Below are 21,718 nucleotides of genomic sequence, written 5' to 3'. Positions count from 1 at the left end.
CTTTATCTCTTTGTTTTTACGCAATTCCGGACGGAAAACCGCTCACACTTTTCCTGGAATTGCTCTAATTACCCAGCGACTTCAGCAGATTGTCGACCGAGAACGGATTTGTCTTGGGCTTCGGCGGCGCCGGGGCCGTACCGTCATTGACGCCGGGCAGTGAACGGTCGACCTTCGGCGCCTGCTCCTGAGCCTTGCGTTCGGCCTCCAGCCTGGCCTTTTCCTGCGAAGCAATCCGCATCGCTTGCTCAGCCTTCTTCCGTTCGGCTTCGGCCTTGGCGGCGTCTTCGGCAGCTTGCTGCTCGGCCTGCGCCTTCGCGTCGGCATCTGCCTTGGCCCTGGCGTCGGCATCCGCTTGCGCTTTCGCGTCGGCCTGGGCCTTTGCCTCCGCATCCGCCTTGGCCTTGGCCTCCGCTTCGGCCTGCGCTTTTGCGTCGGCCTCCGCTTTCGCTCTGGCGTCGGCCTCGGCTTTCAGCCGCGCCGCTTCTTCCTGCTTGCGCAATTCTTCGGCCGCATTGTCACGTTCGGTCTGCAGGGCAGCGTAATAGCGCACCTCGCGCCGCAGCCGCTGCTTCTCGAGCAGTGCGGCCTGCATCGCCTCGACCCGCTGCTGCTCTTTTTCCAGCGCGCGCTGGGTCAAAAACTGCGCCAGCGGCTCGCTGTCGAACTGCTTCTTCATCGCGCCGAACGGCCCGTCGACGCTGAAATTGACCGAGGGATCCGACCCGACCAGCGCCTCGTCGCCGGGCTTGTAGGTGATCGCACCCCTGGCGGCGACGGTACTGGTGTTCAGGTCCGCCGTGATGTCGGCGGATAGCGCCGCGCTGGCGTTTTCGAGCTTGACCGGCGGCGCCCGCAGCGTGCCGCCGGCAACCGTGAAAGCGATGTCGGTATCGCCGGCCACGAAACTGCCGTGGCCGGCAATGTCAGGCGCAAAGCCCGCGGTCTTGGCAACGTCAATGTCGCGCCCGATCGTATCGGCCTTGGCGATCAAGGCGCCGAAGGCATCGGGATTGACACCGGCAATGGTCAGGCCTTTCAGTGCCGCCGTCCCGGAGCCGGAGAGTGCGGCAATCATCGCGTCGACGGACTTGCCGCTGGTCGACAGGCCAGTCGAGAAATCGCCCCTGCCACTCAGGCCAGCATTGGGCAGCACGGTCGTGAGATCGGCGCCGGCAAGCCTCATCTGACCGGAGAACAGCCCGGTGCCGTCGGTGTTCTTCAATTCGAACAGCCCGGTGAGCGCGCCGCCGAGCAGCTTTGCCTTCAGGTCGGAAACGCGGATGCCTTCCTGGTCGAGTTTTAGCGACAGCGACGCGTCGTACGCTGTCGCCAGCGGTCCGGCGGCAAGCGTGGCTGTCGTTAAATCCAGGTCGGCGGTGAACGGCAGGCTGGACTTCTGGCTGAACGGCGCCGTCGGCCAGTTGCCGTTGCCGGCGATGAAGGACTGGTCGCCGAAGAGCGCCACCGCCATCGGGTCGAGATCGAGTTCGTCGAGCGCCAGCGCACCGGCAAGGTGCGGCAGGCCCTGCTTCACGTCGAGATTGATGTCACCGGACACCGCCGCTTCGTTGATGGATCCGCTGAGGCCGCTCAACACCAGAAGGCCACTGCCGAAATCGGCATCCGCGCTGAGCGAGGTCGAGGTGCCGGTGCCCATGCCCGGCAGGCCGACGCCGGTGGTCATCAGCCAGGGCTCGATATCGGAGGCGTCGAGGCCGATCTTGCCCTTGACGGTCGCGCCTTGCGGACTTTCGGCGACGGTGCCGTCGAACGTTGCCTTGAAATCATCGGCAGCGAGGTTGAAGCTCGTCGCCAGACCGCCGCCAAGCGTGCCTTTCGCCGAGATGTCGGTACTTGCCTGGCCGAGCATGCCGAGCGGCAGCGCCGGCAAGCCATAAAGCGCCAGCAGTGCTGTGGCGTCGGGGTTTTTGGCGTTGAAGGTCAGCGTCACCGGCGCCTCGAGCAACTGGCCGACGGCGCCCTTGCCCGACAGCGACGCCGAAAAGGCCGAACCACCTGCCTTGCCTTGCCCGCTCACCGCCAGCCCCGTCGTGCCGTCACCATTGTCGGCGGCACTTGCCACCAGATCGACTCGCGCGTCCTGGAACAGCTCGGGATAGGCGGAAGTGCGGCTTGCCAATCCCTTCAGCACCTCATTGTCGGGATAGTGTTGCGCGGCGATGTCGATCAGCGGCTTCAGATCGACGGCGACCACCGAGGCGTCGAGCTTGCCGGTCGGGCTGGCCGGGAAATCCTTGACCCGGCCGGTGGCGCTGATCGACGTGCCGGCAAGGCCGCCAATCGACAGCCGGTCGATTTCGAGGAGCCCGTCGCGCAGCCTGAGCGCGGTATCGACGGTGTCGGCAGTCAGCCCGCCGGCGCTGACAGGCCCGGCCTTGATCTGGAAATCGAGGTCGCGGTCGGAAAAGCGGTTGGCGCCCTTGTCGCTGACGAAGATCGAGGCGAACGCCGTCAGGCCGTCGACGTCGAGTTCGCCGCCCGTGAGCCGCATCAGCACCGACGGCTTGGCGTCGTCGGGCTGGCTGGAATCGATGCGGCCGGAAAACTTTGCCTTGCCGAGGATCAGTTCGAGATCGCTGAACGCCTGGCGCTTCTCCGACAGATCGACCTTGGCCTTGAAGCCGGCGGCAGGCAGGCGGCGGATCGCCTCGTCGACATCCTTCGACAGCCAGGCGGCAAAGCCGGAAGGCTGCGCCACCGCCAGCAGCATGGAGCCGCTGAAACCGAAATGATCCTCGACGCTGAGCATGCCGCTGGCTTCCAGCGTGGTGCGCCCGGGCAAGGTCGCAGCCATCGACTTCACCGACCAGCCACCCTCGACCGGCTCGGCCGAGAGATGCACGTCGCGCACCGTGGTGTCGCCGGCCACCACCGCAGGCAGCTTGACCTCGACGGTGCCGGGTATGGTCGGTTTCGGCAGGTCGAGCAGCGCCTGCTCTATCCCGGCAATGCGCTGATCCAGTGTCAGGCCGGTGCCCTTCCCGGCGCCCACCGCCTCGTCCAATTGCACCTGTGCGCCATTGGCCTCGATGGCGAAGCTCGGCTTCTGCCCGAGATCGACCGAAGCCTTGCCGTCGGCGGTATAGGGATTGTCGAGCGGCCCGGTCTCGAAACGGAATTCGTCGACGCCGAGTTTCTGGTGATCGAGCGAGAACTTGCCGTTCAGCCGAAACCCCGGATCGGGCTTGCCGGCGCTGACTTTGCCCGTATTGATCTCAACAATCTCGCCATTGCTGCCGCGCAGCTCGACCGGATTTTTGTCGTTCTTGTCGGCGCCGGAAATCTTGAACTGGCCGGAGTAGACGGCGGCCCCGTTGACGATGCCGGCATTGCCGTCGGTCTCGACGACCAGCGGATAGGCATCGGGATCGATCTTGAGCCTCAGCCGCATCTGGCCATTGCCCTCGGCCTTCCCCGTCGAAGCGACGACCGTCGAGCGCAGGCCGTCGAGCAGCAATGTGCCGTCCATGCGCCACGGACCGGCCAGCGACTTGGCCGAGATGGTCGAATTGACCTGAGAAATCAGATGGCTGCGCCCGCCGGCGGCATGGCGCAGCGCAATCTCTCCCTCCGTCACCGTCAGCTTTTCGATCGAGATCTGGTTGAGGTCGAAGGGCGAGGACGGCCGCATCGCCCAGTCGACCGTGCCGTTGTCGGCGATGTCGATCGTCGCCTTCGGATGCACCAGCCGCATGTCGAAGATCAGCACCTCGCCGCGCAGGAACGGCGCCAGCTCCGCGTCCATCGAAAAAGTCTCGACGGTCATTGCCGGCTGGCCGCCGGGACCGCCGGCGACGGTGACGTTGGAGAACGTCACCGAGGGGAACGGCAACAGCCTTGCCGTGGCGTCGCCCTGCACCGTCACCTTGCGGCCGAGAATGGCGCTCGCCTCGCGCTCGAACTCGGCGCGGTAGCCGGTCCAGTCGATAAAGTACGGCACCACCAGCGCCGCAAGCAGCACCAGCACGAACAAGCCACCGAAGATCACGAACAGGCGTGCGAGCATCAGCTCCGAAAGGGTTGATTGAAAGCCAACTGCACTCTACCCGCATCAGCGTGTCGATAAAGAGGCAATCTCCTTGGCAGACACATTGCAGTTGGCCCATTCCAGTGCGCCCGATCACTGAGATCCGACCGCCTCCATCAGCGTCGGCAGGACCGCCCCCTGACGAAGGCTGACCGAAAAGCCCCTTGCAATGAATTCCAGCGTCGAATCCTGGAACGTCAGGATGAAGTGCCGATAGCCGGAAAACAGCTCTGGTGTGTGGGACGAATGAACCCGGTTTGCCTTCTCGAAGGAGGCGATCCAGTAGGAGTTGCGGACTTCGAACGCGGAATATGGCCGCAGGCCAAGTCCATAGAGACGATGCCCGCTGATGGCTTCGTCGTTTGGCGGGCCGAATTGCAACGCCAGATAGGGATCTGCTGTCAGGATGGCGATCGTCTGGCCGGCAGTCGCGGACGAAATCGAGCGCGGATTGGTGCCGTCGAACTCTGGATCCGGTCTGTGAGCAATGTAGGCAATGAGCAGCCTGCCCTCATCGGCAAAGACATGCGGCAAGGGCGCGCCGGCGGACGACAACGGCACGTCGATCGGCAACAGCGCCTCTGATGTCGGCATCTACTGACCCCCACGCAACGACGCAGCTCGCGCGCGCCACGGTTCTTATCCCGTCATGGCCCTTCGGCGATATTCGTTCAGCAGCACGGCCATCTCTTCGGGCGAAAATGGCCAGCCCTTGGGCAATGCGGCTTCGGCCCCCAGGCTTTTGGTTATGCTGCGCATGACGGAGCTCTTCTTGACCCCCGGTGCGAAATTGTACCCGATCATCTCGCCGGCTTTAGGCAAGCTATAGACGTGGAAGCCTTCAATGTCTTTCCAGCGGACCAGCTTCGGCGATCGAACAAGACCGCCGCCGAGAATGAAACCTTGTCCGTTCAGCACCAGCATCTGTGGGCGCACAAGCAACCAGGCAAACACCAACGCGCAAAGCCCGAAGAAGGCCATGCACAACCAAAGGCCGATGGTGTCGTCGTCCTTGGAGACATAGATCAGGAAAGCGCTGCCCAGGACAAAGACGAGGCTGGCCAGCAGCAACAACAATGTCTTGTCGCGCGATGCCCTTATAACCAGGAGCTCCACAGTCTTGGTTCCGTACCGCATTGCCCCTCTCGCCCCTCATATTTCGGCTATGCAGGTAATATCTTGCCCGGGTTCATAATGTCTTGCGGATCGAGCGCTTTTTTGATCGAACGCATGATATCGACGCCGTGGCCGAGCTCGTGGCGCAGGAAGCCGATCTTGCCCTGGCCGATGCCGTGTTCGCCAGTGCAGGTGCCGTCCATGGCGATCGCCCGCATGTTCAGCCGCGCGACGAATTTTTCGGCCAGCGCGATCTCCTTGGGGTCGTTGACATCCATCAGCACCAGCACGTGGAAATTGCCGTCGCCGGCATGACCGACGATCGGCGCCACCAGGCCCATCTCGGCAATGTCGGCCTCGGTTTCAGCCACGCATTCGGCCAGCCGCGAGATCGGCACGCAGACATCGGTCGACAGGCCCTTGGCGCCCGGCCGCAGCGTCAGCGAGGCCCAGTAGGCGTCGTGCCTGGCCTTCCACAATTTCGTCCGCTCCTCGGCGACGCTGGTCCACAGGAACGGCCCGCCGCCATTGTCCTCGGCGATTGCGCCGAAGGTTTCCGCCTGCTCGGCAACGCCGGCATCGCTGCCATGGAATTCGACGAACAGGCACGGGCTCTCGGGATAATCGAGCCTGGAATAATTCTTCATCGCCCGCATCTGCAGCGCGTTGACCAGTTCGATGCGCGCCACCGGGATGCCCATCTGGATCGTCGCGATCACAGCGTTGCAGGCAGCCTCCAGGCTCGGAAACGGACAAACACCGCCGGAGATCGCCTGCGGGATGCCTTGCAGCTTCAAGGTCAGCGAGGTGATGATGCCGAGCGTGCCTTCCGAGCCGACCAGAAGCCGCGTCAGGTCGTAGCCGGCCGAGCTCTTCTTCGCCCGCTTGCCGGTGGTTACCGTCTCGCCATCGGCCATCACGGCCGTCAGCGACAGCACATTCTCGCGCATCGTGCCGTAGCGCACCGCATTGGTGCCGGAGGCCCGCGTCGCCGCCATGCCGCCCAGCGAAGCATTGGCGCCGGGATCGATCGGGAAGAATAGGCCAGTGTCGCGCAGATGACGATTGAGGTCCTCGCGCGTCACGCCGGGTTCGACCGTGCAGTCGAGATCCTCAGGGTTGACCGCCAGGATGCGGTTCATGCGCGAGGTGTCGACCGAGATGCCGCCGCCCGGCGCATTGGTGTGCCCCTCCAGCGAGGAGCCGACGCCGAAAGCGATGACAGGAACGCGGTGCGCGGCGCAGGCGCGCACGATCTCCTGCACCTCTTCTGTCGTCTCCGGGAACGCAACGCCATCGGGCGCCTGCGTCGGAATATAGGTGGTGGTATGCGCATGCTGCGAGCGGATCGCCGCGCCGGTCTGGAAACGTTCGCCGAACTGCTGCTTGAGGATGCCGAGCACGGCGGCGATGCCTTCCTCGTTGCGTTCGACCGGGTTGAGGTCGCTCAGAGCCATGAATTCCTCCGCGAATGGACCAGCGTCCACGCTTGTTATGCGATTATGGATGCGTAGTCTCACCTACCGCGGCCTGTCCAGCACCAGAACTCGGTCCAGCACCAGAACAAGGAAGTTCCAATGTCCATCCCTGCCCCGTACGTCTCCAAGCCGATGGACATCGAGAAGGACTGGATCGACTATAACGGCCATCTCAACATGGCCTATTATAACGTGCTGTTCGACCGCTGTTCGGACGAGGCCTTCGCGGCGATGGGCATGGGGCTGGACTATGTGAAGGAGCGGCGCCTCACCATCTACACGGCCGAGGTCCATGTTTGCTACGTCCAGGAGCTGCATCTCGAGCACAAGGTCGTCGTCTCGTTTCAGCTGATCGACCATGACGACAAGCGGCTCAGGGCCTATCAGGAAATCCGCCATGTCGATGGCTGGCTCGCCGCCACCTCCGAAACCCTGTCGCTGCACGTCGATATGTCCGGGCCGAAAGTCGCGCCCTTCCCCGCCGACGTGCAGGCCAAGGTGGAAGCGATGCGCGCCGCCCATTCGGCGCTGCCGATGCCCGAACGCGCCGGCCGTTCGATCGGCATCAAACGCAAGTAAGCCAAACTCTGTCCTCACCAGGGGCTCCAAAGCCACACTGGCAAGCCAAAGTCGCAGCGTCCACAAAATCCACTGGTCGCTGCGCTTGAAGCGCTTTCGGCCGCGCGTTAACCTTACCGAGCTTTTAACGTTAACAAACCATTTGAGCCATTGAACGACTCAGCGGACCGTTTGAGAACGGGCTGATTAAGAGTTGCGATGCGGGCGGCGGGGCACAGGCGGTTCGAGGAACGTGCATGAAAACCGACATCAAGGTCGAAGTGGACAGGCTGGCTGCCGATCCGCGCGTCACCGACTATGATTTCTGGCGCTCCTTGAAGAACGTCAACAACGAGATCTTCCAGATCGCCAACAACAATGAGCCGATCCCTTTCGACATGATTCGCTGGCGCGCCATCCTGAAGCAGGCGCGCATGAAGCGCGGCCACGCCTGACGTCGGCCTGCACTGCCCTCATTGCCCAGGCGGGCGTCGACTGGTCGACTAAGCCAGCTTCTCCTTCAGGAAAGCGATCGTCCTGCCCCAGGCGAGATCAGCTGCCTTCTTGTCGTAGCGTGCGGCTGACGTGTCGTTGTTGAAGGCATGGTTGACGCCGTCATAGACATAGACGGTGTATTCGACATGGGCGGCGTCGAGCGCCTTCTTGTAGGCATCGATGCCGGCATTGATGCGCTCGTCGAGCCCGGCATAGTGCAGCAACAGGGCCGCCTTGATCTTCGCCGCGTCCTCGGCCTTCGGCTGCATGCCATAATAGGCGACGCCGGCCGCGAGATCCGGCGCGTTGACGGCCAGATCGTTGACCGCGCCGCCGCCCCAGCAGAAGCCGACGGCGCCGACCTTGCCATTGCCATCCTTCTCGGCCTTGAGATAGGCGATGGTCGCCAGGCCATCGGCGGTGACCTGACGGGCATCGAGCTTGGTGAACATGTCGCGCGCCTTGTCTTCGTCAGCGGGCGTGCCGCCGAGCGGCGACAGGAAATCCGGCGCCAGCGCCACAAAGCCTTCCAGCGCCACACGGCGCGCGATGTCCCTGATGTGCGAATTGAGCCCACGGTTTTCGTGAATGACGATGACGGTCCCGAGCTTGCCGGACAGGCTCGCCGGCTTGACCAGATAGCCCTTCATCTCGCCGCTGCTGCCGGGATAGGTAATATCCTGCGCCTTCACCCGCGGATCGTTGTCGGCGACGATTGCCGCCTGCGCCGAATTGGCCGCCAGCAGCGGAGCGATCGCAGCCGCCGCGGCACCCGACCCAGCAAGCCTGGTCAGTTGCTCCATGAAACGGCGGCGGTCGAGCGTCAGATGCGTGTATTCGTCATAGGCGTCGATCATCGCCTGGCTAATGGCAGGAGTCGTGATGGCAGGCTTGGCGGCTTCGTCGGCGGGTTTCGTCATGGCGTGCTCCTCGCTCGGAGATGACCTCACGGTCACTCCGGGATGACCTTGCGGGTCAAGATAGGGTGCAAGCGCGCACGGTCCAGTCACGGATCAGTGACGCTTTCGTCGTCAGGCCGTGCAGTTGGCACAAGTCAGCTGCACCAACCGCGCGGCCATCACATTTTGGTCATTTCAGAGAATGTTGATGGTGCCGCCACAATATCAGGGGAAGTTGATTTTGGCTTCGCCCGTTGTGGCAGCCAGACGAGAAGGAACATCGCCATGACCTTGTCCACTCCGATCCTTGCAAGTGCGCTCGTGGTTGCCGCAGCCGCCTTGCTGGCCCTGCGCTCCGCCGCGTCGGAAGCTGCCAAGCGGATGGTGAAGGTCCGCGTCGACCGGCGCCGTTCGAAAGCCCGCTAACTGATAGCCGAGGGGAAATACCATGGACGCCCAGAGCATCCTGAAGGGCCATCTCGGGCTCTGATCAGGCCTACTTCGGCAGCGTATACGCCATCACATAGTCGCCCGGCTTGGTGCCGACCGAGCCGTGGCCGCCGGCGACGATGACCACGAACTGGCGGCCATCGGCGACGGTGTAGGTCATCGGCGTCGATTGCCCGCCTGCCGGTAGCCTCGCCTGCCAGAGCTGCTTGCCCGACGTCACATCATAGGCGCGCAAATAGTCATCGACGGCCGCGCCCAGGAAGGCAACGCCGCCGGCGGTGATCATCGGTCCGCCAATCCCCGGCACGCCGACCTTCAGCGGCAAGGGCAGCGGCGTCATGTCGTAGACGGTGCCGTTGCGGTGCTTGTAGGCGATCTTGCCGGTCCTGAGATCGGCGCCCGCGACATAGCCCCATGGCGGCGCCTGGCATGGCACGCCGAGTGGCGACAGGAACGGCCCCATCACCACTGCGTATGGCGCACCCTCATTGCGGTTGAGCCCCTGTTCGCTGCCGCGACCTTCATCCGGGGGTGGCACCTGGTCGCGCGGAATGAGCTGCGATTTGAAGGCGAGATAGGTCGGCATGCCGAACATCACCTGCCGCACCGGGTCGACGGCGACGCCGCCCCAATTGAAGGTGCCGAAATTGCCGGGATAGATCAGCGACCCCTGCACGGAAGGCGGTGTATAGCGGCCCTCATAGCGCAGGCCCTGGAATTCGATCCGGCAGGCCAGCTGGTCGAACATGGTGATGCCCCACATGTCGGCGCCGGTCAGCGGCTTCGGGCTAAAGGACAGGTCCGAAGACGGCTGCGTCGGCGAGGTGTGATCACCCTCGACCGCGCCGCCTGGCGCCGGCACTTCCTTGACCGGAATGATCGGTTCGCCGCTGCGCCTGTCGAGCGTAAAGAGGTCGCCCTGTTTGGTCGGCCCGACCAGCGCCGGCACCAGGCCGGCAGCCGTTGTGATGTCGACCAGCGTCGGCTGTGCCGGCACGTCCATGTCCCAGAGGTCGTGATGCACGGTCTGGCGCACCCAGCGCAATTGTCCGGTGGCAAGATCGAGCGCGGTTATCGAGGAGGAAAACTTTTCGACATTGGCGCTGCGCCCGGCGCCGAGCTGGTCCGGCGTCTGGTTGCCGAGCGGCACGTAGAGCAAGCCTAGATTCTCGTCGGCGCTCGGTGTCGACCACATGTTGGGTGAGTTGTGGGTGTAGGTCTGGCCCGCCGCCAGCGGTGTCGTCTGGTCCGGATTACCGGAATCCCAGTTCCATACAAGCGCGCCGGTGTCGACATCGAAGGCGCGGATGACGCCGGACGGTTCCTCGGTCGAATAATTGTCGTTGACCGCGCCGCCGACGATGATCTTGCCGCCTGATATCAGCGGCGCCGATGTCGAATAGTAGTAGCCCGACTTCGGGTACGGCATGTTGGTCAACAGGTTCAGCGTGCCGGCTTCGGCAAAGGCCGGGCAGCCCTGGCCATTGGCGGCATCAAGCGCGATCAGCCGCGCGTCCGAGGTCGGCAGATAGACGCGTGTCGCGCAGGGCTGGCCAGGGGCGATCTTCGCATCGGCGTAGTAGGACACGCCACGGCAGGTCTGGTGCTGGCGGTCCTTGTCGAGCTTGATCTTGGGGTCGAAGCGCCATTTCTCCTTGCCGGTCGTGGCATCGATGGCGATGGCGAAATTGTGCGGCGTGCAGATGTAGAGCGTGTCGCCCACCTTGAGCGGCGTTACCTGATAGGTGGTTTCGCCGATGTCATCCGGACCCTTCACGTCGCCGGTCTGGTAGGTCCAGGCCGGCTGCAATTTGGCGACATTGTCCGGCGTGATCTGGTCGAGCGGCGAATAGCGCTGACCATAGGGCGTGCGGCCATAGAAGTGCCACTCGCCCGGAGGCACATTGCCGCCGAGATCCGCGGTCGGCGTCACCTTGTCGGCGCTGAGCTCACCGGCGATGTCCTTGGGATCGGCGGTCATCGAATAGCCAGCCACCGCGAGCGACGCGAGCACGGCCAGGATGAGCGGCGCACGCGCGTCGGGGCCGGTGAGGCCCTGCCTTGCCCACGGCGTCAGCAGCCACAGCGCCAGAAGCACGATGACGCCGCCGCGCGGGCCGAGTTCCCACCAGTCGAAGCCGATTTCCCACACCGCCCAGGCAAGCGTGCACAGCACGATCGCAGCGTAGAGCCACAGCGCCGTCGATTTGCGCCGGAACAGCAGCCAGGCGGTTATCAGGAAGGCGAGCCCGGTGATGACATAATACCAGCTGCCGCCCAACATCACGAGCCGGACGCCACCGCCGCCAAGCGCCAGGCCGATGAGGAACAGGATGAGGGAGGTGATGACCACAGCCAAGACGATACTCCTTCGACTGTTGCGCTTTGCGGCGCCTCTCAGGCAGCCGCCCCTGCCTGGTCGCCAGCTTTCTCCCGCAGGCCACGTGTGTCAAGCTTGGCCTGCCAGCATAGGGTGAGAACAAGGCGGTCCCTTTGACCGCCTTTCGCAACGGCTCAGCGCTGCAGCACATCCAAGAGATTTTGACCGGTCGCGCGCTGGACATGCGCAACGACCACCTCGGTCGGCACCTGGGCGATCGGGTCGCCCTTGGCCACCATGTCGAACAACACCGACCATTTTGGGTGGAAGTAGTGGTAGCACATGCCGCGATCGGTCTCGACGACGAAGCGAACGATCTTGATGCCGTCGCCGAGATCCTGGCCTGGCTGGCCCTGATGCCAGGCAATGAACTGGCGCGGCTGGGTTCGGCAGCGATAATATTCCCACCACGATCGAGAATCTGGCTTCCAAACCAGAACAAAACGTAGACACTTCTGGTCTTTCGCCGCCGAATCACTACATTCGGGGGCGATGTCCGGCTTTTCGGAAGACATGCCCTTCTTTGACGAACCGAATGCGCGGCCTGCGGCCCCGTCGGGGATAGCCGCGCGCGCCATGGCGGCCCGCAGCGGCCAAAACAGCGCGCCTGACTACCTGAAGGGGTTGAACCCCGAGCAGCGGCTGGCGGTCGAAACCACCGAAGGCCCGGTCCTGGTGCTGGCCGGCGCCGGCACCGGCAAGACGCGGGTGCTGACCACCCGCATCGCCCACATCCTGGCCACCGGCCGGGCTTTCCCGTCGCAGATCCTGGCCGTGACCTTCACCAACAAGGCCGCGCGCGAGATGAAGCAGCGCATCGGCATCCTGATCGGCGAAGGCAACGTCGAGGGCATGCCGTGGCTCGGCACCTTCCACTCGATCGGCGTGAAACTGCTTCGCAGACACGCCGAGCTTGCCGGGCTCAAATCCGATTTCACCATCCTCGACACCGACGATGTCGTGCGCCTGATCAAGCAGCTGATCCAGGCCGAGGGGCTGGACGACAAGCGCTGGCCGGCCAAGCAGTTCGCCCAGATGATCGACGGCTGGAAGAACAAGGGCCAAGGCCCCGCCGATATCGCCGAAGGCGATGCGCGCAGCTTCGCCAACGGCAAGGGCCGTGAGCTCTACAAGGCCTATCAGGAGCGGCTGCAGACGCTGAACGCTTGCGACTTCGGCGATCTGCTCTGCCACCCGATCCGCATCTTCCGCGCCAATCCGGACGTGCTCAAGGAATATCACAAGCGCTTCAAATATATCCTCGTCGACGAGTACCAGGACACCAACACCGCGCAATACATGTGGCTGCGGCTCTTGGCGCAGCGGCCGCAATCCTCCCCCCTCGAGGGGGAGGTGCCCGCGAAGCGGGCGGAGGGGGTCGCCGCAGAAGGCACCACCAAGGCGTCGAGCGCTGCCGACCGGACCCCACCCGACCGGGCTTCGCCCGGCCACCCTCCCCTCAAGGGGGAGGGGTCCCAGCGCGCCACCGTAAACATCTGCTGCGTCGGCGACGACGACCAATCCATATATGGCTGGCGTGGCGCCGAGGTCGACAACATCCTGCGCTTTGACAAGGATTTTCCCGGCGCCACCATCATCCGGCTGGAGCGCAACTATCGCTCGACCGCGCATATTCTCGGCGCCGCCTCGCACCTCATCGCCCACAATGAGGGCCGCTTCGGCAAGACGCTGTTCACTGACCGCAACGAGCCCGAAGACCACAAGGTGCATGTCCACGCCGCCTGGGATTCCGAGGAGGAGGCACGCGCCGTCGGCGAAACTATCGAGACCTACCAGCGCGCCAAGCACAATCTCAACGACATGGCCATTCTTGTCCGCGCCTCGTTCCAGATGCGCGCCTTCGAAGACCGGTTCATCACCCTCGGCCTCAACTACCGCGTCATTGGCGGCCCGCGTTTCTACGAGCGCATGGAAATCCGCGATGCGCTGGCCTTCTTCCGTGTCGTCGCCAATGGCGGCGACGACCTCGCTTTCGAGCGTATCGTCAATGTGCCGAAGCGCGGGCTGGGCGAAGCCACCATCCGCCAGATTCACGACACGGCGCGTGCATTGCGTATCCCGATGCTCGAAGCGGCCGGCAATCTCGCCGAAAGCGATGAGCTGAAACCGAAGCCGCGCGCGGCATTGCGCGAAGTCGCCGCCAATTTCGAGCGCTGGCAGAAGGCGCTGGAAACAACGCCGCACACCGAACTCGCCGAGACCATTCTCGAGGAGAGCGGCTACACCGACATGTGGAAGAACGACCGCTCGGCCGAAGCGCCGGGCCGGCTGGAAAATTTGAAGGAACTGGTCCGTTCCATGGAGGAGTACGAGTCGCTGCGCTCCTTCCTCGAACATGTGGCGCTGGTCATGGATGCCGAGCAGAATGCCGGGCTCGATGCCGTCAGCATCATGACGCTGCATTCGGCCAAGGGCCTCGAATTCGAGACCGTCTTCCTGCCCGGCTGGGAGGAAGGCCTGTTCCCGCATCAGCGCGCGCTGGACGAAGGCGGCCGCTCCGGCCTGGAGGAAGAACGGCGCCTCGCCTATGTCGGGCTGACCCGCGCCAAGAAGAACCTGCATATCTGGTTCGTCTCTAACCGGCTCATCCATGGCCTATGGCAATCGACCATCCCGTCGCGTTTCCTCGAAGAGTTGCCGAACGCCCATGTCGAGGTCGCCGAAAGCGGCAACTCCTATGGCGGTTACGGCAATTCCTATGGCGGCGGTTCTTTTGCTTCCGGTCGTGGCGGCCGCCAGAACCCCTATGGCGCCTCACGTTTCGACAATGTCGGCGCCAATACCGGCAGCGCGGAAAAACAGGGCGCCTTCTCCAACACCTATGCGACGCCGGGCTGGCAGCGGGCGCAAGCCAACCGCACCGAGGCGACCGACCGCAACTGGGGCTCGCGCTCCGGCCACCAGGTCGAGCGCATCGGCTATGGCGAGACCGATTCCGGCTACGGCGCCGGACGAACCTCGGTCAAGGGCCGCACCATAGACGGCGAACTGGTCGCCAAATCCGTCGCCGACACGCCGTCCCCCTTCAGCGTCGGCGACCGCGTCTTCCACCAGAAATTCGGCAACGGCAACATATCAGCCATCGAAGGCAACAAGCTGACCATCGATTTCGACAAGGCCGGCCAGAAACGCGTGCTGGACGGGTTCGTCGCGGCGGTGTGAGTGTCCGCTTGTCCCGTTGTCGAACAAGTGGCCACCTTGTTATTCTCCGGCGGAGCCCTCCCCATCCGCTTCGTCATTCTAGGGCGGAGCAGGAGCGAAGCTCCGTCGCGAAGACCCTAGAATCCATTCCGTGACCTTGGCCGTGGAGTGCAGCGGCGCAGAATTCTGCACCGTAGCAACGCTTTGAAGTCGCGGCATGGATCCTCGGGTCTGCGCTGCGTCGCTGCGCTCCTTGCTCCGCCCGTGGATGACGAAACGTCGGCGTCTGCCGCAATCGTCAAGGCACGCGGCCCATCAACGAAACTACCCCCTCACCTGTACCGCGCCTGGTTCCACTTATGGCCGAGCAGCGACAGGATGATGATCAGGCCGTTGAAGAACTGCACGTAGAAGCCGCTCAGCCCCGCCGCCACCACGCCGGTCTGGATGAAGGCGACGGTGACCGCGCCGATGGCGCCACCGGCGACCGTCCCGATGCCGCCCCAGGTCGGCGTGCCGCCGACGAACACCGAGGCCAGCACCGGCAGGAGATAGCCGTCTCCGGCCGTCGGCCACCAGGTGAAGTTGATCATCACCGAAAACGTGCCGGCGATCGCAGCGCCTATGCCGACAAAGACAAACACTTTCACCCGCACGCGTTTGACGTCGATGCCCATCTGCTGGGCGCTGTCGGGGTTGTCGCCGACCACCCTCACCTGCGCGCCGAAGCGGTGACGGTTGTAGAGCATCGCTGACAAAACGACGAAGGCGAGCGCCCAGAAGATCTGCACCGGGATGCCCCACACCTGGCTGGAGAAGATCTTGTAGGCCCAGCTGTCGGCAAGGCCGGTCAGCGCCGTCGACTTGCCTTCGTTGATGATCTGGATCAGGCCGCGCAGCAGAAAATTCATGCCGAGCGTGGCGATCAGCGACGACAGCCCGCCATAGACGACCAGCGAGCCGACGAGGACGCCGAGCAGCGTCCCGGTGACGATTGCTGCGGCAATGCCGAGGAACGGGTCGTAGCCGGCCTGCACCACCAGCGCGAACACCCAGGAAGCAAAACCCATGGTGGCCGGAAACGACAGGTCGATCTCACCGCAGGTGACGACGAAGACCAGCGGCACCACCACGAACAACGCGACCGGCAGCGTCGTCAGCACCGAGCTGTAGAGATACCAGGTGGTGAACACGGTCGGGTTGGCGATCAGGAATACTGCCATCATGACGATGAACACGGCGAGCGTGCCGAGTGCGGCGCGATTGTCGATGACGAAGCCGCGCAGCCAGTGATCGGACGGGTGTTTCCATTCAGGTCGCGCTGCCTCGCTGCTGAGCGGGCTCTGCAGATCGGGTTCCATGGTCTTGCTCATCGCACTGCCCTCCCCGCGTCGCCGGCATCGTGCAGACCCGGCAATCCGCCGGGATGCGCGACGTCTTCCATGAAATTGATGAGATCCTCGGCCGACTTGACCTCAGTGCGGTCGGCGGTCAGCGCCACCTTGCCGCGATCCAACACCACGAAGCGGTCCGCGATGTCGAAGACATGGTGGATGTTGTGGCCGATGAACAGGATCGAACGGCCGCTCGCCCGCACCTGACGCACGAAGTGGAACACCTTGGCGGTCTCAGTCAGAGACAGTGCTGTGGTCGGCTCGTCGAGGATGATAAGCTCCGCCTGCTTGTAGATGGCGCGCGCGATCGCCACGCCCTGGCGTTCGCCGCCCGACAGCTGGCCGACGATCGAATGCGGCGTGAACACCTTCGAGGTGAAGCCGATCTCGCGCATCAGCCGGCTGGCCTCCTCGATCTCCTTGTTGACCTTCAAAAAGCCCATGAAGCCAGTGAGTTCGCGGCCCATGAAGATGTTGCGCACGATGGTCTGCTGGACAGCCAACGCCCGGTCCTGGAACACCGTCTCGATGCCGGCGTCGCGTGAGCGCGCCGCACTCCAACCGGTCACCGGCTTGCCGCGCACCAGGATCTCGCCGCTGGTCGGCTTGACGACGCCGGACAGGATCTTGATCAGCGTCGACTTGCCGGCGCCATTGTCGCCGATCAGGCCGACCACCTCGCCGCGATCGACTGAGAGATTGACCCCGCCCAGCGCATAGACCTGGCCGTAGGATTTGCTGATGTCGCGCAGTTCGATGATGCGTTCGGCCATGGCGATCCTCGCGTTCATTGTCGCTTGCCGGCATTCTCGCCAGCGGTCCTGCCGGCTGGGCTTGGGCCCAGCCGGCAGCTTGGGAGGTCAGCGCAGCGCCTGCTTGGCGAGCTCGGCGACAATCTCGTAATTCTGCGGCGTGACGAAGCCGGCGCCGGTGTCGACATTCATCGGCGCCAGGCCCAGCACCACCTGCTGGCAGAGGCTGAGGATCGGCAGGTAGCCCTGCAGGAACGGCTGCTGGTCGGCCGTCAGCTGCACCCAGCCGCCCTTGAACGCCTCGACGATCTGCGGGCTGGTGTCGAAGCCGAAATTGAAGATGTCGCCGGGCTTACGGCCGGCCGCCTGCATGTAGGTGGCGACATTGCCGAGCATCTGGCCGCCGGGATAGCCGACCGCCTTGACGTCAGGATTGTTGAGGAGCGCTGCCGTGATCACCGGGATCGCCAGATTGGGATCGGACGCCCACTCGCCGCTTGGCGGCGACGACAACTGGATGACCTCGACGCCGGCTTCCTTGAGCGCAGCCACCGTGCCGCGTTCGCGCGCGCCGCGGGCCTCGTTCTCGAACGGGCCGATCATGATCGCCTTGTCGCCGGACTTGAGCTTGCCGAGCTTGAACGCCTCGGCGCCGAGCGCGCGGCCCTGCTGTTCCTGCTGGGCGCCGACATAGCCGCCGCCGAACGCTTCCACCACCTTCGGCACCGGCACGTTCTGGTACATCATCTTGATGCCGTCCTTGTGCGCCTGCTCGGCCAGCGGCATGATCGCGGCGTCGCCCGGATGGCCCATCATGGCGATGCCGTTGGGCTTGACGGCGACGGCCTCGCGCAATTGCTGCACCATCTTCTCAACGTCCCACTGGGAGAAGATGTAGTCGACCTTCGGCCCGAGATCGGCCGCCGCCTGCTTGGCGCCATTATAGACGATGGTGCCAAAGGCGTCGCCCTCGGCGCCGCCGACGAAGAACCGGATATGGACGTCCTTGCACCACTGGGCGTCGAGCGCCTGCGCCGGCAAGGTGGAGATGGCGGCGCACAGCGCCGTGGCGGCGGCCACGACGGTCGAGCGCAAAACTGTCGTTCTCATTGCGATGCTCATGCACGTTCCTCCCTTTTGTCCTCGGTGAGCCGAGGGGTTTCGTCATTTCGCTTGTCAGCAGTGCCCGGCACTCTTCTCCGGCCGGCTCCTCCCGCCGGCCGCTCCGTCACGCCGGGTTCGGCAGATAGGTCGCTCCTCCCCTGCATTGCTTCAGGTATTCAAGCGCACGCACCTGGCCGGTGATTTCGAGATCCCCGCGATAGACCGGGTCGTGCCAGCCCTCGATGTCGATGGCGCCCGTGTAGCCGGCCAGCCGCAATTCGCTGATCACCCGCGTCCAGTCGCTGTCGCCGAAACCCGGCGTGCGCATCTGCACGAAGGGCAGCCGGCCGAACACGCCATGCTCGCGGATCACATCCCAGCGCACCGTCGCGTCCTTGCCGTGCACATGGAAGATGCGCGGCGCCCATTTGCGGATCTGCGGCAACGGATCGATGAGATAGACCAGCTGATGGCAGGGCTCCCATTCGAGACCGAGGTTGTCGTCGGGCACTTCATTGAACATCAGTTCCCAGGCGTCGGGATTGTGGGCGATGTTCCAGTCGCCGGCGGCCCAGTTGCCGTCCATGGCGCAGTTTTCAAAGGCGATGCGCACGCCCTTGTCGGCGGCGCGTTTTGCCAGCGGGCCCCAGACCTCGCGGAAGCGCGGGAGGCTGTCGGTCAGCTTCTTGCCGCGCAGGCGGCCGGTGAAGCCGCTGACCGTGGAAGTGCCGAACAGATGCGCGTTGTCGATGACGGTTTCCCAGGCGGCGAGCACGCCGCGATCGACCTCGCCATCCTCCAGCGGATTGCCGAACACGCCGAGCGAGGACACGGCGACATCGGCATCGCCAATCGCTTCGCGGATCTCACCGGCGAGCCGCGGCAGATCCTTGCCGCCCAGCGTCTGCCAGAAGAAGGGCTGGATGCTCTCGAAGCCGAGCGGCAGGATCTGTTTGACGTAGGCTGCCGGGTCGTCGAGATTGGCCCGCACCATGGTGCCGATCCGGATGTCGAGAAGCGGGTTTGGCATCATGGTCCTTCCTGTGTAATCGCCACGCGCCGGCCGGTCTCGGCGCTTTCAATGGCGCCAAAAACCATGGCCAGGCTTTTGATGTTGTCGGAGCCCCGCGTTTCCGGCTCGGTGCCGGTCTCGATGGCGCGCATGAAATCCCTGATGATGCCGAGATGGCCGCCGACCCGATCGGCGGGATCGAGCGCCGGCACTTCGATCGCCTGCGTTTTGTCGATAATCCCGTCGCGGCCCGGCACCACCACTTCCGCCTTCAGGTCGTCATTGCCGTCCCAAATGAGGCTGCCGCGCTCGGCGACGATGCGCCAGCTGCCTTCCCAGCTGGTGCGAAAACCGTCGGCGCACCAGGAACCGGCATAGGTAAAGATCTTACCGCCGCCGAGGTCGAAGACGGCGCTGGCCGACGAGCCCTGCCGGTACCAGGAATTGGCCGGCTCCCATTCCTGGCAATAGACGCCGGCGGGATCGCCACCGACCATGTAGCGGGCGGCGTCGAATGTGTGGATCGCCATGTCGAGCAAGAGCACATGCGCCATCTCCTCGCGAAAGCCGCCGAAATGCGGCGCGACGAAGAAGTCGGCATGGATGCTGGTCGGCTTGCCGATGGCGTCGGAGTCGAGAAAGCGCCTGATGCGCCGCACATTGGCGACATAGCGCCGGTTCTGCACGACAGCATGGACGCGCCCGGCGCGGCGCGCCGCCTCGACGATGGCGCGGGCGTTCTCCGGAGTGTCTGCGAGCGGCTTTTCGGTGAGCAGGTGGCAATTGTGGGCGAAGGCAGCAAAGGCGACGTCGCGCCGGGCGGCGGGAACCACGACATCGAACACCGCGTCGGGACTGGTCTGGTCGAGCACAGCATCAAGGCTGGTGCCGATGACGGCGCCGTCTAGCTCGTATTCGCGCGCCCTCGCCTGCGCCCGTTCGGCGTCGAGATCGACAAGGCCGACAATGGCGAGCCCGTCGATTTGCCTTGCGGCATCGAGCCAGGCCTTGCTCATCGCACCGCAGCCGACGAGGACGGCATTCATCATCCGGCATTCCTCCCGTCCGGTCCCTCCAGACCGAATGTCACGGCATCCACGGCATCACCGTAAACGTTTTTCCGTAAACGTTTACGACAACACACCCGATGGCGTAGAATGTCAATCGGCTGCTTGCAAAAATCATCCCGAAGCCTTGGCCTGAGCGGCAGCCGGTGCTAGCCAAGGGTCGGCGGAGAGAAGTCCTTGGCGTCCAGCATCCACGACCTTGCGCGTCACCTGAACATTTCGATCGGCACCGTGTCGCGGGCGCTGAACGGCCGCGCCGACGTCAATGCAGAGACGCGCCAGCGCGTGCTCGAGGCGGCCAGGAAGCTGAACTATTCGCCCAACCAGTCGGGCCGCAGCCTGCGCCAGGGCGCCACCCGTTCAATCGCCTTCATGCTGCAACCGCATCCCGGCGACCAGCAATACGGCGAGCCGTTCTTCATCCCGTTCCTGACCGGTTTGCAGGCGCGGCTCGCCGAGTATGACCTGGATCTGATGGTCGTCATGGGTGAGCCCGGCCAATATCAGCAGGAGAGGCTGCGCCGCGTGGTTGAGACGCGCCGGGCCGACGCGGTCGTGCTGGCCAATACACGGCGGGAAGACGATCGGATCGACTATCTCAGCAAGGCCGGCTTTCCCTTCGCCACGCTTGGCCGAAGTCAATCCGGCGACGACACCTATCCTACGCTCGATATCGATTTCGAGAGGGCGGGTGATGAAGCCGTCGACCGGCTGGTCGCGCGCGGCCACCGCCGCATTGCCGCCATCCGCCCTTCGCTTGATCTCAACTTCGGCTACCTGTTCCTCGACGGCTACCGCAAGGCGCTAAAGCGGCACGGCATCGAAGTCGACCCCGGCCTGATCGCCGACGGCTTCATCAACGAGGCCGGAGGCTACCAGGTGACGCCGCGCGTGATGCTCTCCAAGGACCGGCCCACAGCCATCATCTTCAACAATGACGCAATGGCGCTCGGCGGCTGCAAGGCACTGGCCGAGATGGGCATCAGGCCCGGCCACGACATCGCGGTGATCGTCATCGTCGACACGCCGCTTTGCCGCTACTTTTCGCCGGCGCTGACCGCCTTCCGTCCGTCGCTGGAGCCCATGGGCCGGCGGCTGGCCGAAATGCTGCTGGCCTCGCTCCCCGCCTTCGCCGGCCCCGAAGGCACACGCATCATCCGCGAAGTCTGGCCGCTGGAGCTGATCGCGCGCGAGAGTGATTGATCACTGCCGGAGGTAGGCCGGTCGGCCTCAATCCACCTTCTTCTCGCCCTTCTCGCCGGCCTTGACGATGTCGCCGGTGGTGAACAGGATTTCCTTCAGCTCTGCCCGCCAGTCTTTCTTCTGGCGCAGCAGGAATTCGAGATCCATACCGAAATGCTTGAACTCTTCGCCTTGCGCGTTCTTCATGATTGCCTTGGCCTGCGGGTCCTTTTCCACCGACATGCGCTGTTCGTACCAGCCGATCGCTTCCGCCTCCTCAATCAGCGAAGTGATCATGCGAGCGAAGGTTCGCACCTTCTGCGTCAGTTCTTCCGGCGGCTCGTGATACTGATCGAAACCCATATCGCCTCCCTCAAATGGACCGGCAAATCCAGCCGTATCCAGGAATGCGCTGGAGCGCCGCGGGGTTCCGCCTCATTGCTGCAATTCGACCAAAGCCCTCTGCAAAGTGAGCGCTGTTGCGGCACCACCTTTCGCGCGTGGTCGTGAGCCACGATGCTCGGAGCCTTTGAGGGCTTCGACACATGACGATTTCAGAGCTTACGCTTAAGTCCAGAGACGAAGAGCCGGTTCGTCGGCTTGAGATATTCACGGGTT

At 64.1% G+C, this 21,718-nt stretch carries 18 protein-coding genes; 5 read left to right on the top strand and 13 right to left on the bottom strand.

Translation table 11 applies throughout. The features are described from left to right. Positions 1 to 64: 64 nt before the first annotated feature. The 4 genes from AC04SH_RS10300 to AC04SH_RS10285 all read right to left on the bottom strand — a co-directional run bounded on the left by AC04SH_RS10300 (position 65) and on the right by AC04SH_RS10285 (position 6,624). On the bottom strand, positions 65 to 4,030 hold the full coding sequence (locus AC04SH_RS10300) for an AsmA family protein (protein ID WP_488574932.1): 3,966 nt from the start codon (positions 4,028 to 4,030) through the stop codon (positions 65 to 67). Positions 4,031 to 4,144: 114 nt separating this feature from the next. Next, positions 4,145 to 4,645: a hypothetical protein gene (locus AC04SH_RS10295; RefSeq protein ID WP_488574931.1), complete on the bottom strand. Its 501-nt coding sequence runs from the start codon at positions 4,643 to 4,645 to the stop codon at positions 4,145 to 4,147. Between the two features lie 45 nt (positions 4,646 to 4,690). Continuing rightward, entirely contained in the window at positions 4,691 to 5,188 is a 498-nt protein-coding gene (locus AC04SH_RS10290) for an STM3941 family protein (RefSeq protein ID WP_488574930.1), read from the bottom strand. A 26-nt stretch (positions 5,189 to 5,214) separates the two neighbouring features. Further along, complete coding sequence (locus AC04SH_RS10285; RefSeq protein ID WP_488574929.1) at positions 5,215 to 6,624, bottom strand: FAD-binding oxidoreductase; 1,410 nt, start codon at positions 6,622 to 6,624, stop codon at positions 5,215 to 5,217. 120 nt (positions 6,625 to 6,744) lie between these two features. On the opposite strand from AC04SH_RS10285, the gene AC04SH_RS10280 reads away from it, so the two are divergent. Next, positions 6,745 to 7,224 carry a thioesterase family protein gene (locus AC04SH_RS10280; RefSeq protein WP_488574928.1) on the top strand — a complete coding sequence of 160 codons (480 nt, stop codon included), beginning with the start codon at positions 6,745 to 6,747 and terminating at the stop codon, positions 7,222 to 7,224. 236 nt (positions 7,225 to 7,460) lie between these two features. Next, complete coding sequence (locus AC04SH_RS10275; RefSeq protein WP_112394615.1) at positions 7,461 to 7,658, top strand: hypothetical protein; 198 nt, start codon at positions 7,461 to 7,463, stop codon at positions 7,656 to 7,658. Positions 7,659 to 7,706: 48 nt separating this feature from the next. Here the strand turns inward: AC04SH_RS10275 and AC04SH_RS10270 are convergent, their stop codons facing one another. Continuing rightward, complete coding sequence (locus AC04SH_RS10270; RefSeq protein ID WP_488574927.1) at positions 7,707 to 8,618, bottom strand: dienelactone hydrolase family protein; 912 nt, start codon at positions 8,616 to 8,618, stop codon at positions 7,707 to 7,709. Between the two features lie 264 nt (positions 8,619 to 8,882). On the opposite strand from AC04SH_RS10270, the gene AC04SH_RS10265 reads away from it, so the two are divergent. After that, positions 8,883 to 9,023, top strand: a complete 141-nt coding sequence (locus AC04SH_RS10265) for a hypothetical protein (RefSeq protein WP_488574926.1) — start codon at positions 8,883 to 8,885, stop codon at positions 9,021 to 9,023. 70 nt (positions 9,024 to 9,093) lie between these two features. Here the strand turns inward: AC04SH_RS10265 and AC04SH_RS10260 are convergent, their stop codons facing one another. Together AC04SH_RS10260 and AC04SH_RS10255 are read right to left on the bottom strand one after the other, a co-directional pair. Further along, the gene (locus tag AC04SH_RS10260) at positions 9,094 to 11,406 is read right to left on the bottom strand and encodes a glucose/quinate/shikimate family membrane-bound PQQ-dependent dehydrogenase (RefSeq protein ID WP_488574925.1); all 2,313 of its coding nucleotides are present in this window, start codon (positions 11,404 to 11,406) and stop codon (positions 9,094 to 9,096) included. 155 nt (positions 11,407 to 11,561) lie between these two features. After that, the gene (locus tag AC04SH_RS10255) at positions 11,562 to 11,942 is read right to left on the bottom strand and encodes a hypothetical protein (protein ID WP_488574924.1); all 381 of its coding nucleotides are present in this window, start codon (positions 11,940 to 11,942) and stop codon (positions 11,562 to 11,564) included. Here AC04SH_RS10255 and AC04SH_RS10250 point away from each other — a divergent pair. Further along, the gene (locus AC04SH_RS10250) at positions 11,920 to 14,610 is read left to right on the top strand and encodes an ATP-dependent helicase (RefSeq protein ID WP_488574923.1); all 2,691 of its coding nucleotides are present in this window, start codon (positions 11,920 to 11,922) and stop codon (positions 14,608 to 14,610) included. The two genes, AC04SH_RS10255 and AC04SH_RS10250, sit on opposite strands and share 23 nt — an antisense overlap. Positions 14,611 to 14,921: 311 nt before the next feature. Here AC04SH_RS10250 and AC04SH_RS10245 read toward each other — a convergent pair whose 3' ends face one another. The 5 genes from AC04SH_RS10245 to AC04SH_RS10225 form a co-directional block, all read right to left on the bottom strand. Beyond that, positions 14,922 to 15,962, bottom strand: coding sequence for an ABC transporter permease (locus tag AC04SH_RS10245; protein ID WP_488574922.1), 1,041 nt, complete (start codon positions 15,960 to 15,962; stop codon positions 14,922 to 14,924). Beyond that, positions 15,959 to 16,756 carry an ATP-binding cassette domain-containing protein gene (locus tag AC04SH_RS10240; protein WP_488575190.1) on the bottom strand — a complete coding sequence of 266 codons (798 nt, stop codon included), beginning with the start codon at positions 16,754 to 16,756 and terminating at the stop codon, positions 15,959 to 15,961. The genes AC04SH_RS10245 and AC04SH_RS10240 overlap by 4 nt, the downstream gene beginning before the upstream one ends. An 87-nt stretch (positions 16,757 to 16,843) precedes the next feature. Continuing rightward, positions 16,844 to 17,857, bottom strand: a complete 1,014-nt coding sequence (locus AC04SH_RS10235) for a substrate-binding domain-containing protein (RefSeq protein ID WP_112560418.1) — start codon at positions 17,855 to 17,857, stop codon at positions 16,844 to 16,846. 106 nt (positions 17,858 to 17,963) lie between these two features. After that, positions 17,964 to 18,872 carry a sugar phosphate isomerase/epimerase family protein gene (locus AC04SH_RS10230; RefSeq protein ID WP_488574921.1) on the bottom strand — a complete coding sequence of 303 codons (909 nt, stop codon included), beginning with the start codon at positions 18,870 to 18,872 and terminating at the stop codon, positions 17,964 to 17,966. Then, positions 18,869 to 19,900, bottom strand: coding sequence for a Gfo/Idh/MocA family protein (locus AC04SH_RS10225; RefSeq protein WP_488574920.1), 1,032 nt, complete (start codon positions 19,898 to 19,900; stop codon positions 18,869 to 18,871). The genes AC04SH_RS10230 and AC04SH_RS10225 overlap by 4 nt, the downstream gene beginning before the upstream one ends. Positions 19,901 to 20,095: 195 nt before the next feature. On the opposite strand from AC04SH_RS10225, the gene AC04SH_RS10220 reads away from it, so the two are divergent. Further along, complete coding sequence (locus AC04SH_RS10220) at positions 20,096 to 21,121, top strand: LacI family DNA-binding transcriptional regulator (protein WP_488574919.1); 1,026 nt, start codon at positions 20,096 to 20,098, stop codon at positions 21,119 to 21,121. Positions 21,122 to 21,148: 27 nt separating this feature from the next. Here AC04SH_RS10220 and AC04SH_RS10215 read toward each other — a convergent pair whose 3' ends face one another. Next, positions 21,149 to 21,463: a ferritin family protein gene (locus AC04SH_RS10215; protein ID WP_192258424.1), complete on the bottom strand. Its 315-nt coding sequence runs from the start codon at positions 21,461 to 21,463 to the stop codon at positions 21,149 to 21,151. Positions 21,464 to 21,718: the final 255 nt, after the last annotated feature.

It is taken from the genome of Mesorhizobium sp. CNPSo 4688 (genome assembly GCF_057784295.1).
Note: the sequence above shows the minus strand (reverse complement) of the source record. Positions and strands in the feature narration are given on the sequence as shown.

What these genes read in the sequence shown, in the direction of transcription:
- AC04SH_RS10270 (WP_488574927.1), bottom strand. Translation starts at nt 8,618, where the DNA reads ATGACGAAACCCGCCGACGAAGCCGCCAAGCCTGCCATCACGACTCCT.
- AC04SH_RS10300 (WP_488574932.1), bottom strand. Translation starts at nt 4,030, where the DNA reads ATGCTCGCACGCCTGTTCGTGATCTTCGGTGGCTTGTTCGTGCTGGTG.
- AC04SH_RS10265 (WP_488574926.1), top strand. Translation starts at nt 8,883, where the DNA reads ATGACCTTGTCCACTCCGATCCTTGCAAGTGCGCTCGTGGTTGCCGCA.
- AC04SH_RS10230 (WP_488574921.1), bottom strand. Translation starts at nt 18,872, where the DNA reads ATGATGCCAAACCCGCTTCTCGACATCCGGATCGGCACCATGGTGCGG.
- AC04SH_RS10215 (WP_192258424.1), bottom strand. Translation starts at nt 21,463, where the DNA reads ATGGGTTTCGATCAGTATCACGAGCCGCCGGAAGAACTGACGCAGAAG.
- AC04SH_RS10240 (WP_488575190.1), bottom strand. Translation starts at nt 16,756, where the DNA reads ATGGCCGAACGCATCATCGAACTGCGCGACATCAGCAAATCCTACGGC.
- AC04SH_RS10225 (WP_488574920.1), bottom strand. Translation starts at nt 19,900, where the DNA reads ATGATGAATGCCGTCCTCGTCGGCTGCGGTGCGATGAGCAAGGCCTGG.
- AC04SH_RS10285 (WP_488574929.1), bottom strand. Translation starts at nt 6,624, where the DNA reads ATGGCTCTGAGCGACCTCAACCCGGTCGAACGCAACGAGGAAGGCATC.
- AC04SH_RS10295 (WP_488574931.1), bottom strand. Translation starts at nt 4,645, where the DNA reads ATGCCGACATCAGAGGCGCTGTTGCCGATCGACGTGCCGTTGTCGTCC.
- AC04SH_RS10280 (WP_488574928.1), top strand. Translation starts at nt 6,745, where the DNA reads ATGTCCATCCCTGCCCCGTACGTCTCCAAGCCGATGGACATCGAGAAG.
- AC04SH_RS10275 (WP_112394615.1), top strand. Translation starts at nt 7,461, where the DNA reads ATGAAAACCGACATCAAGGTCGAAGTGGACAGGCTGGCTGCCGATCCG.
- AC04SH_RS10245 (WP_488574922.1), bottom strand. Translation starts at nt 15,962, where the DNA reads ATGAGCAAGACCATGGAACCCGATCTGCAGAGCCCGCTCAGCAGCGAG.
- AC04SH_RS10290 (WP_488574930.1), bottom strand. Translation starts at nt 5,188, where the DNA reads ATGCGGTACGGAACCAAGACTGTGGAGCTCCTGGTTATAAGGGCATCG.
- AC04SH_RS10235 (WP_112560418.1), bottom strand. Translation starts at nt 17,857, where the DNA reads ATGAGCATCGCAATGAGAACGACAGTTTTGCGCTCGACCGTCGTGGCC.
- AC04SH_RS10255 (WP_488574924.1), bottom strand. Translation starts at nt 11,942, where the DNA reads ATGTCTTCCGAAAAGCCGGACATCGCCCCCGAATGTAGTGATTCGGCG.
- AC04SH_RS10250 (WP_488574923.1), top strand. Translation starts at nt 11,920, where the DNA reads ATGTCCGGCTTTTCGGAAGACATGCCCTTCTTTGACGAACCGAATGCG.